Genomic DNA, 1,237 nt, shown 5'->3' with positions numbered 1-1,237 from the left:
GTCGTCGATCATGCGGCGGCGGTCGAGGCGGCCGCGCGCGGCCAGGGCGGCGGCGCGCATCGCGGGCCGCAGGGCGAGCGCGTCGTCCCACGCCCGCACGATCGCGTCCTCGTCGCGCGGGGTGACCAGGCCGAAGCCGGCCACCATGCGGGCGGCGTCGCCGACGTCCGTGGTGACGGGGATGGCCCCGGATGCCGCTCCCTCGACCAGGCACAGGGGCGACGCCTCGCCGAACGCGCTGGTGAGGGCGACGACGTCGGCGATGCGGTACAGCTCCGGCATGTCCTCGCGCAGGCCGAGGGCGTGGACCGGCACGTCCGCGGCGACTCCGCTGTCGGCGCGCAGGGCGCGGAACGCGGGGTTGTCGGGCGTCATCCCCGAACCGCACATCAGATAGTGCGCACCGGGGGCGGTGCGGGCGTGCCGGGCGACGGCGCGCAGGAACAGCCCCGGGTCCTTCATGGCGTCGAAACGAGCGGCGAGCAGCACGACCGGAGCGTGATCCGGGATGCCGAGACCCGCGCGGATCCGACGCCGTTCCGCGCGCGTGCCGGGACGGAATCGACGGGTGTCGATGCCGTTGTCGATGACCCACGCATCGCGGGCCGCGACGCCGGCGCGGGCGTATGCGGACGAGGTCGACTCGGCGCAGGCGATGGTGGCGGTCACGGCGCCGGAGGCCGCGGCATCCACGAGCCACCCGAGAGCGGGACCGGAGTGCGTCGGATCGGAGCGGTGCAGGCACGCGGCGAGGGGGCGGTCGGGGAGCATCCCGGCGCGCTGGAGGGCGACGACGAGGCTGAGGGGCTGCTCTTTGAGCGAGAGGACCACGTCGGACTCGGCGATCAGGTGGGCGGCGAGCGCGAGCTCGGCGGGGGTGAAGTCCTCGGGAGCGATGGGGCGGTCTCCCGCGACCCTGTCGAGGGTGTCGATCGTCACGCCGGCGTCGCGCAGGCGCCGGAACCGCGTGTCGTCGCGGGCGAACTGCACCGAGGCGTCGCGGCGCGCCGCCGAGGTGAGCGAGAGCACCCGGTGCTGCTGCGCGCCGCGGTCGGCCAGACCCGCCACGACGTCGGAATGCAGGATCCGCGCGCCACCGGCGAAGAAGCCTTCGTAGAGCGACAGCACACGGACGGGTCGGGTCATCGGGATCGCCTTCGCTGCCGGGGACGGGGACCGCGGATGCGGTCGTCCCATGCTGGAGGCAGAACCCCGGGTGATGGGTTACGCCGCGAAG

At 74.7% G+C, this 1,237-nt stretch carries 1 protein-coding gene; it reads right to left on the bottom strand.

Annotation, left to right across the window (positions count from 1 at the left end; translation table 11 throughout):
* The coding region (locus DBR36_RS01480) for a glycosyltransferase (protein WP_108317254.1) at nucleotides 1-1,146 on the bottom strand (1,146 nt) is incomplete at its 3' end.
* Nucleotides 1,147-1,237: the final 91 nt, after the last annotated feature.

The organism is Microbacterium sp. HMWF026 (assembly GCF_003061325.1).
GTDB lineage: Bacteria > Actinomycetota > Actinomycetes > Actinomycetales > Microbacteriaceae > Microbacterium > Microbacterium testaceum_E.
The sequence above is the reverse complement of the archived record's forward strand: the minus strand, read 5'-3'. Positions and strand labels throughout refer to the sequence as shown.